Raw genomic sequence first — 8,311 nt, 5'->3', positions numbered from 1 at the left:
GTCTCCAACTGCCGCCGGAGTAATCCATGTTCAGCAAAGACCTCGAACACACCATCGGCCAGTGCTACAAGCGCGCCCGTGAGGCCCGACATGAGTTCATGACGGTCGAACACCTGCTGTTGGCACTGCTCGACAACCCGTCCGCCCAGGCCGTACTGAAGGCTTGTGGCGCCGACGCCGACCGCCTGCGCCAGGAGCTGGAGCAGGCCATCGAGGCCTCCGTGTCCCGCCTGGCCGAAGATGACGGCCGCGATACCCAGCCCACGCTGGGCTTCCAGCGCGTGCTGCAGCGGGCCGTGTACCACGTGCAGTCCTCCGGCAAGAAGGAGGTCACCGGCGCCAACGTGCTGGTTGCCATCTTCGGCGAGAAGGACTCCCACGCGGTCTATTACCTCAACCAGCAGGATGTCACCCGGCTGGATGTGGTCAATTACCTGTCCCACGGCATCGCCAAGCTGGGCGAGGAAGGCGAGCAGCCGTCCTCCTCCGAGGGCGAGGGCCGCATGGAGGGGGGCGAAGGCGAGCCCAAGGGCGATGCCCTGACCGAGTTCGCCAGCAACCTCAACGAGCAGGCCCGTGCCGGTCGCATCGACCCGCTGGTCGGCCGTGCCGACGAGATCGAGCGCACCATCCAGGTCCTGTGCCGCCGCCGCAAGAACAACCCGCTGTACGTGGGCGAGGCCGGCGTCGGCAAGACCGCGATTGCCGAGGGCCTGGCCCGACGCATCGTTGAGGGTTCGGTGCCGGACGTGCTGGCCGATGCGGTCATCTATTCGCTCGATCTCGGCGCGCTGGTGGCCGGTACCAAATACCGTGGCGACTTCGAAAAGCGCCTGAAGGGCGTGCTGACCGCGTTGAAGAAGGTGCCCAATGCGGTGCTGTTCATCGACGAGATCCATACCATCATCGGCGCCGGTTCGGCGTCGGGCGGCACCATGGACGCCTCCAACCTGATCAAGCCGGCACTGGCGTCGGGCGAGCTGCGCTGCATCGGCTCGACCACCTTCCAGGAATACCGCGGCATCTTCGAGAAGGACCGGGCGCTGGCCCGTCGCTTCCAGAAGATCGACATCGTCGAGCCGACCGTGGGCGAAACCTACGAGATCCTGCAGGGCCTGAAGTCCAAGTACGAAGCCCACCACGGCGTCACCTACGCCGATGAAGCGCTGCAGGCCGCCGTCGACCTGTCGGTCAAGCACATCGCCGATCGCCTGCTGCCGGACAAGGCCATCGACGTGATCGATGAGGCCGGTGCCCGCCAGCGCCTGATGCCGGAAGGCCAGCGCAAGGAGTTGATCGACGTCGAGGAGGTCGAGGCCATCGTCGCCAAGATGGCGCGCATCCCGGCCAAGCAGGTCAGCGCCACCGACAAGGATGTGCTGCAGCACCTGGAGCGCAACCTGAAGATGGTGATCTTCGGCCAGGATCCGGCCATCGGCACCCTGGCGTCGGCCATCAAGCTGGCACGCTCGGGCCTGGGCAATCCGGAAAAGCCGATCGGCAACTTCCTGTTCGCCGGCCCSACCGGTGTCGGCAAGACCGAGGTGACCAAGCAGCTGGCGCTGCAGCTGGGCATCGAACTGGTCCGTTTCGACATGTCCGAATACATGGAGCCGCATTCGATCAGCCGCCTGATCGGTGCGCCCCCGGGCTATGTCGGCTTCGACCAGGGTGGCCTGCTGACCGAGAAGATCGTCAAGACGCCGCACTGCGTGCTGCTGCTGGATGAAATCGAGAAGGCGCAYCCKGAMRTCTWCAAYMTSCTGTTGCAGGTSATGGACCGTGGCGTGCTGACCGACACCAACGGCCGCGAAGCCAACTTCAAGAACGTGGTGCTGGTGATGACCACCAATGCCGGCGCGGCGCAGGCCTCGCGGCGCTCGATCGGTTTCACCAAGCAGGACCACGCCACCGATGCGATGGAGACCATCCGTCGTGCGTTCACCCCGGAATTCCGCAACCGCCTCGATGCGGTGGTGCAGTTCCAGCCGCTGGGCTTCGAACACATCCTGCGCGTGGTGGACAAGTTCCTGATCGAACTGGAGATGCTGCTGCAGGAGAAGCACGTCAGCCTGTCGGCCACGCCGACTGCGCGCGACTGGCTGGCCCACCACGGTTTCGACCCGCTGATGGGCGCCCGCCCGATGGCGCGGGTGCTGCAGGACAAGGTGAAGCGCCCGCTGGCCGACGAACTGCTGTTCGGCAAGCTGGTCAACGGCGGCAAGGTCAGCATCGACGTGCGCAACGACGAACTGGTGGTCGAGGCGCAGGCCGAGCCGGAACGGCTGTTGCCGGCCACGGTGGAGTAAGGATGTGCCGGGCAGCGCCCGGCAACGGAAGCAACGACAGGGCGGCGCAGGCCGCCCTTGTCGTGTCAGCTCCTCAGCGGCTGCGCTGGCGGGCCATGCGCTGGAAGGCGGCAGCTTCGAGGGGTTCGATCCGCTCGACCGTGCAGCTGGCGCGATCGGTCTTCAGCACGCTGCGTGAGCCGGCGCACAGCTGGTTGCTTTCGCCCTGGGTTTCAAATGCCAGCCGCCGCGAGGTCACGGCGCTGCTGCAGGAGGCTTTGAACACCACGCGGTAGTGCTGGTCACCATTGCGCAGCAGCACATCGCGATCAGCGCCGGCGCGGACGATCTGCTGGTCTTCGCTCAAAGCAATGCAGCTGTCACCGGCGCTTGCCGACGGCGTGTCGGCGGCCTGGGCGGCGGGTGCGATCAGGGCGGCAGTGCTGAGTACCAGGGCGGCGAAGCCAGCGGGCAGGGAGGTCACGTTCATGGCAGGGGCAGGGGATGGCGATCCGGACTGGATCGGATGCCACGATGACGCCGCCGCTGCGAATGCGAATCTGCCGCAAGCATGGCTGACCGATGTCACGGTGCATTCGGTCAGGGTGCCGTCCGGCAGGGCCGGATTCCAGGCATGACAAAAGGCCAGCGTCCAGGGCTGGCCTTGTCGAGGTGGCGCAACGCGCCAGCCGCTTACTTCATTCGGTAGGTGATACGACCCTTGGTCAGGTCGTACGGGGTCATTTCAACCTTGACCCGGTCACCGGTGAGGATGCGGATGTAGTTCTTGCGCATGCGGCCGGAGATGTGGGCAATGATTTCGTGCCCATTTTCCAGACGAACGCGGAAAGTGGTGTTCGGCAGCGTCTCGCTGACGGTGCCCTCGAACTCGATGGAATCGTCTTTCGACATGTAGTCCTGTGCGGTTCAGAAAACGGCCACGCTGGGCCTAAGGCGCAGCATTTTACGCGTCAAACGCCCAGCTTGCAAAGATTGTKTTATTCCCCGGCAAAATCCGCTGCCGGCACGCGCCCGACGAGCCGGGTCCAGACGCCTTCCCGGCCCGGCGCCTGTACCGCGCTGCGGACCTGCTGCAGAAACGGCGCGCGCGGCAGATGCTCGGCGCCCATGCGCAGCAGATGCGGATTCTCCACCTGCGCGTCGATCAGTGGCCAACCCCAGCCGTGAAGCGTGCGTGCCAGTGCGGCCAGCGCCACCTTGGAGCCGCCACTTTCGCCACTGAACATGCTTTCACCGAAGAACATCGTGCCGATAGCCACGCCATAGATGCCGCCGACCAGCGTCTGCCGATCCCACACCTCGAAGGAATGTGCGAAACCCAGGTCGTGCAGCTGGCTGTAGGCATCCACCATCGCCGGGCTGATCCAGGTGCCGTCCTGGCCGGGGCGGGGCGCGCTGGCGCATGCACGCATCACCTGGCTGAAGGCGGTATCGGCGGTCACTTCCCAGCAGTTGCCGCGCAGCTGCCGGCGGAACCTGCTGCTCAGGTGCACGCCGTCGGTACGGAACACCATGCGCGGGTCCGGCGACCACCACAGGATCGGCTCGCCTTCACTGAACCACGGAAAGATGCCGCCGGCATAGGCATTGAGCAGGCGCAGCGGATGCAGGTCGCCGCCCACCGCAAGCAGGCCATCGGGTTGGCGCAGCGCTGTCTCGGCCGGCGGAAAGGGGGCATCCGGCGCATCGGCCAGGCGCCAGGGCAACTGACGGGTCATGCCGGCATTGTATTCGTCGTGGCGATGCGCGATGTCTGGCACCATCACGCACTACCGGCAAGGAGCCCCGCATGAGCGATCCGATCACCGCCATCCTCGATGCGCACGATGCGCCGCGCACACGCAATGACAGCCTGGCCATGCTGTTGACCCTGGCCAGCGAAGACCGCCCCCCGCTTGGCGCGCTTCTGCTGCAGGCGCTGGATCGCCGCTCACCCGGCTCCACCTTCCTCGACACGGCCTTGGATCTGCTGCCGGACGAGGCTGTCGCTCCGGTCTGTATTGACGCTTGGCGGCGCTATCGTGACGGCGAGCGTGGCGAGCTGCTGACCAGCGTGCTGGAGTTTGCCAGCTACCAAGCGCCGCACACGCTGCAGGACGATTGGGAGGCGCTGCTGGAGGTCGCCATCGAGGATCACATCCAGCTGGCCTCGCAGGTCTGGCAGGCATTGCCGCCGTCGGTTGCGACTGACTGGGCGCATCGGTTGACCGAGGCGGACGACGATCGCGAACTGGAGCGGGCCAAGGCAGTGCTGCTGGCCACCCAGCCGGAGACCCATGCCGCCGCCCGTGGCTACCTGGCCGACTGGAGCGACCTGGATGCCGAGGTCTGGGCGCACTGGGCGGGCCTGGCCGATGGCCCGCGTCTGCGCCGCCTGCATGGCCAGCAACCGCTGCACCTGCGCTTCGGACGCGAACAGCATCGCGCACAGGTGGACGAAGAGCCTGCCTGGCGCAAGCGGATCTGGCGGCTGCATCCCACCTGGAATGGCGGCCAGGTGCTTCACGCCGGGCGCGTGGGCGGGCTGCTCGATGCCTTGTGCGGCAGCTGTCATGCGCCGCTGCAGCGTCTGCTGCAGTCCGATGCTGCGGCGCTGCAGCCGGACGCGGAGGGTGAGGTCACGCTCGGGCTGTGCCTGGACTGCTGTGGCTGGGAAGACCCGCCCGTGCGTTTCTATCGGCACGATGCAGAGGGCATGCCGAGCTGCCACCCCAGCCAGCACTGCCAGGTGCCGATCAATCCCACCGACAGCGGCGACCTGCTGCAGGCCGAAGTGGGTCTTGCCGCGATGGACAGCCATCGCTGGCAGCAGCAGGACTGGGGCCAGTCCAATCACCGGCAGAACCTGTCGCGGGTGGGTGGCGCACCGAGCTGGGTGCAGAGCGCGCACTACCCGGCGTGCATCGATTGTGGCGAGCAGATGCCTTTCGTGATGCAGCTGGACTCAACGTTGCCGACCACCAATGAAGGCATGGTGCTGTGGGGAAGTGGCGGCATGCTGTACAGCTTCTGGTGCGCGAAGTGCCGGGTGAGCGGGCACTTCTGGCAGTGCACCTGAGCGCAGCATCCCCGCCATTGCCGTGGTAGATGCCAACCTTGGCTGGCACGCTTCTCCGACGCTACGGTTCCGCGCGGAAAGGGCCATGCCCCTGCAGTTCCTGCTGGTAGCGCCGCACATCCCGCCGCTCCTGCCGGCACCAGTCCTGCAGTGCCTCGGCAAACTCCGCATCGGCCACCCAGTGCCGGCTGCGCACGATGGTGGGCAGGAAGCCGCGTGYCAGCTTGTGCTCGCCCTGCGCACCCGGCTCGAAGCGGGCCACGCCCTCTCGCAGGCAGTACTCGATGCCCTGGTAGTAGCAGGCCTCGAAGTGCAGGCCGGGCAGGGTGGCACCGCCCCAGTAGCGGCCGTACAGCGTGTCGCCACCGCGCAGGCACAACGCGCCGGCAATCGGTTCGCCGTCCTGTTCGGCCAGAAACAGCACCAGCCCGCGTCCCAGTGAAACCGCCAGATGGCGCAGGAACGCTTCGGTCAGCGCTGGCGCGTTGCCGTATTCCAGGAACGTCTGCAGGTAGAAGCGGTACATCGCCTGCAGATCGGCGCGGGTGGCCTCGTCGCCATGCACCACCCGGAAGCTGATGCCCTGACGGCCGACCTTGGCGCGCTCCTGGCGGATGTTCTTGCGGTGTTTGTGGTCCATCGCGCCCAGGAACTCTTCGAACGTCACCCAGTCACCCCGGTTATGCCACTGGAACTGGATGTCCTCGCGCAGCAGCCAGTCGTCATCGAAGACCGTTTCGTCAGCTGCCGTGTGGAAGTTGATGTGGGCTGATGACACATCCAGCGCGGGCAACCGGTCGCGCAGTGCCGTCAGCAGGGCGGTGCGCTGCGCGTCGTCACGGGCCAGCAGGCGCGGGCCAGTCACCGGCGAGTACGGCACCGCGCCGAGCCACTTCGGGTAGTAGTCGCGTCCGTGCCGCGCATAGGCATTGGCCCAGGCGTGGTCGAACACGAATTCACCGTGGGAATTGGTCTTCAGGTAGCCGGGAACGGCGCCGACCAGGGCATCACCGTCCCAGAGGGTGAAGTGCTGCGGCTGCCAGCCCCAGTCCTCGCGCAGGCAGCCGTAGGTTTCCAGGCCGGACAGGAAGGCGTGGCTGACGAATGGATTGCGGCCATCGTGCAGGGCATCCCACGCGGTGGCGGGAACGGACTGCAGGGAGTCGAGGAAGCGGGCGGTGGGCATGGGAAGAGGATAGGGCAGGTGCGGTGCGGGATGACGGTGTCGCGGCGCCGCGGGTTGAGTTTAACCAGCCGGGGTGAGGGTCTGATCGCCCGTCACGATGGGAGTGACGCGGTGCCGATTGGCGTCGGCCTTGGATCACTCGGTACCGCTAACTGCAGGGGGCACGGCCGATGCCGTTCAGTGTTCGCGAATGGACAGCTTGCCTTTCTCAAAATTCTCGGGGGAGCTGTTCGAGGCTGGCGAGGATTGGCTTGTTGCGGCGTTGGTAGGCGCGATGGGCCTGAGGGAAATTGTGAATTCCCGGATCTGAAACGCCTAGCATTACATCCCTTTTGAGGGCTTGGCAGTGTTGATCCGTGCGACACGCGTGGCGCACTCCCCAACCTTTCAAAGGAACTGATATGAATTTCGTGCGCGCGTTCCGCCCCATTGGATTGGCGTCGATCATTGCCTGCACCTTACCCTGTCCGCAGGCGCTCACTCAGCCTTTACCGCCCGCCGCTGATACAGATGTGGCGTTGGATCTTCTATTGACGCGGCAAGCACAGAAGATCCTGGATGACCACCAGTTGCGCAGGTCCAGATCCACGGGCATATCAGTTGGTGCCTCTGTTGATATCCAGCAAAGGAAGCTCGTCATCAGCTTCGGGGCTGGAATCCTGCCGTCGGAGGACGATCATTCGCTCGAGGAACTGGAGCAGCACATCAGGAACACCCTGGAGGCCTACACGACGCAGGCCGGCGTAGGCGAAGTTGAAACGGTCATTCTTTACGAGGGAAAGCCCTACTGGGAACACTTTCCTCGCGGCATCAGTGCGCAAGAGCAGGGCTCTGCCAGGCAGGCAGGGGGCCAGGTTCTTGTCTCGGCCAGTCACGGGCTGCTGAGAGTGCACCCCGGTATGGGGTGGGAATTCCAGCGGCCTGTACGCAATGGCGTGCAGGAGGATCTGATTACGCCCGGATATGCGGACGAGTTGCAACGGCTGCTGGAAGATCGAGGGGGTGTGACCGTGCATCGTGCGCGTCGCGGCGGGGGCGGTACGCACCCGGATTCAATGCGTCCGTGGTATGAGATGTCAGCTCGTTACCATCTCAAGGATCTTCTTCCTGATCGGACAGATATCTGGAATCACTTTGCGAACAGTACTGCGAGCGACAGGGAGGTGTCAGATGACATCCGCGCTCGACCGTACTACGCGAATCATCTCGGCGTTGCAGGGATGCTCAGCATTCACACCAATGCGGATGTCCCAGGCGTTGCCCGTGGGTCAAGGGTTTTCTACCATTCAAGCAAGCCAGCGGATCGACAGCTGGCCGATCTGACGTTGTGCTACATGCGGGAGCTCATCACCGCACAGGAGGGTTACGCTGACTTTCCTGTTCCCCGAGATGGCGTCGCCGCAGGACATGGTGAAAACAACTTCGCAACCATGCCGTCCATAGTGGTCGAGGTGGCTTTTCACACAAATGCCGCGGACGCCGCCGCCCTCCAGGACCCGGTGTTCCGTGCCGCTTCCATGAAAGGAGTTGAGAAGGGCTACCGGCTCTTCCGCGAAGGCAAGGGCTGCGTTCCGTTGGAGGCCGAGCCCATCCAGGGAATACGGTTGCCTCAGGGAAGCTCACAGCAGGTGGATGTCGCCTTCGAGGGCTATCCGCAGTACCCCATCGAACTGGTCACCACGAACGTGGGCTGCCCGCCCGGATGGACCTGCAGCGACGGAAAGGTTCGCATCACTAGCCCCGACGACAAACCCAGCC

Annotated in this window: 7 protein-coding genes; 3 read left to right on the top strand and 4 right to left on the bottom strand. The window is 65.0% G+C overall.

The genetic code is table 11. From position 1 onward, the window contains the following. Positions 1-26: 26 nt before the first annotated feature. Positions 27-2,309, top strand: a complete 2,283-nt coding sequence (clpA, locus tag AC1VAN_RS05165; RefSeq protein WP_480985390.1) for an ATP-dependent Clp protease ATP-binding subunit ClpA — start codon at positions 27-29, stop codon at positions 2,307-2,309. 73 nt (positions 2,310-2,382) lie between these two features. Here the strand turns inward: clpA and AC1VAN_RS05160 are convergent, their stop codons facing one another. From AC1VAN_RS05160 to aat, 3 genes are all read right to left on the bottom strand, one after another. Further along, positions 2,383-2,778 carry a hypothetical protein gene (locus AC1VAN_RS05160; protein ID WP_099783944.1) on the bottom strand — a complete coding sequence of 132 codons (396 nt, stop codon included), beginning with the start codon at positions 2,776-2,778 and terminating at the stop codon, positions 2,383-2,385. A 203-nt stretch (positions 2,779-2,981) separates the two neighbouring features. Further along, a complete protein-coding gene (infA, locus tag AC1VAN_RS05155) occupies positions 2,982-3,200 on the bottom strand; it encodes a translation initiation factor IF-1 (protein WP_005409596.1) in 219 nt (72 codons plus the stop codon). An 86-nt stretch (positions 3,201-3,286) separates the two neighbouring features. Next, entirely contained in the window at positions 3,287-4,027 is a 741-nt protein-coding gene (gene aat / locus AC1VAN_RS05150; protein WP_442252061.1) for a leucyl/phenylalanyl-tRNA--protein transferase, read from the bottom strand. Between the two features lie 71 nt (positions 4,028-4,098). Here aat and AC1VAN_RS05145 point away from each other — a divergent pair, with 71 nt between their 5' ends. Beyond that, on the top strand, positions 4,099-5,367 hold the full coding sequence (locus AC1VAN_RS05145) for a hypothetical protein (RefSeq protein ID WP_442252053.1): 1,269 nt from the start codon (positions 4,099-4,101) through the stop codon (positions 5,365-5,367). 61 nt (positions 5,368-5,428) lie between these two features. Here the strand turns inward: AC1VAN_RS05145 and AC1VAN_RS05140 are convergent, their stop codons facing one another. Continuing rightward, positions 5,429-6,553: a GNAT family N-acetyltransferase gene (locus AC1VAN_RS05140; protein ID WP_480985389.1), complete on the bottom strand. Its 1,125-nt coding sequence runs from the start codon at positions 6,551-6,553 to the stop codon at positions 5,429-5,431. Between the two features lie 401 nt (positions 6,554-6,954). On the opposite strand from AC1VAN_RS05140, the gene AC1VAN_RS05135 reads away from it, so the two are divergent. Next, positions 6,955-8,311 (top strand): N-acetylmuramoyl-L-alanine amidase family protein (locus AC1VAN_RS05135; protein ID WP_480985388.1); only part of this gene is annotated, 1,357 nt, incomplete at its 3' end.

This window comes from Stenotrophomonas sp. 05L44_2, from assembly GCF_056665995.1.
Note: the sequence above shows the minus strand (reverse complement) of the source record. Positions and strands in the feature narration are given on the sequence as shown.

Bases quoted from the DNA above. Each gene is read 5' to 3' on its own strand.
- AC1VAN_RS05160 (WP_099783944.1), bottom strand. From the start codon at position 2,778: ATGAACGTGACCTCCCTGCCCGCTGGCTTCGCCGCCCTGGTACTCAGC.
- infA (WP_005409596.1), bottom strand. From the start codon at position 3,200: ATGTCGAAAGACGATTCCATCGAGTTCGAGGGCACCGTCAGCGAGACG.
- aat (WP_442252061.1), bottom strand. From the start codon at position 4,027: ATGACCCGTCAGTTGCCCTGGCGCCTGGCCGATGCGCCGGATGCCCCC.
- AC1VAN_RS05145 (WP_442252053.1), top strand. From the start codon at position 4,099: ATGAGCGATCCGATCACCGCCATCCTCGATGCGCACGATGCGCCGCGC.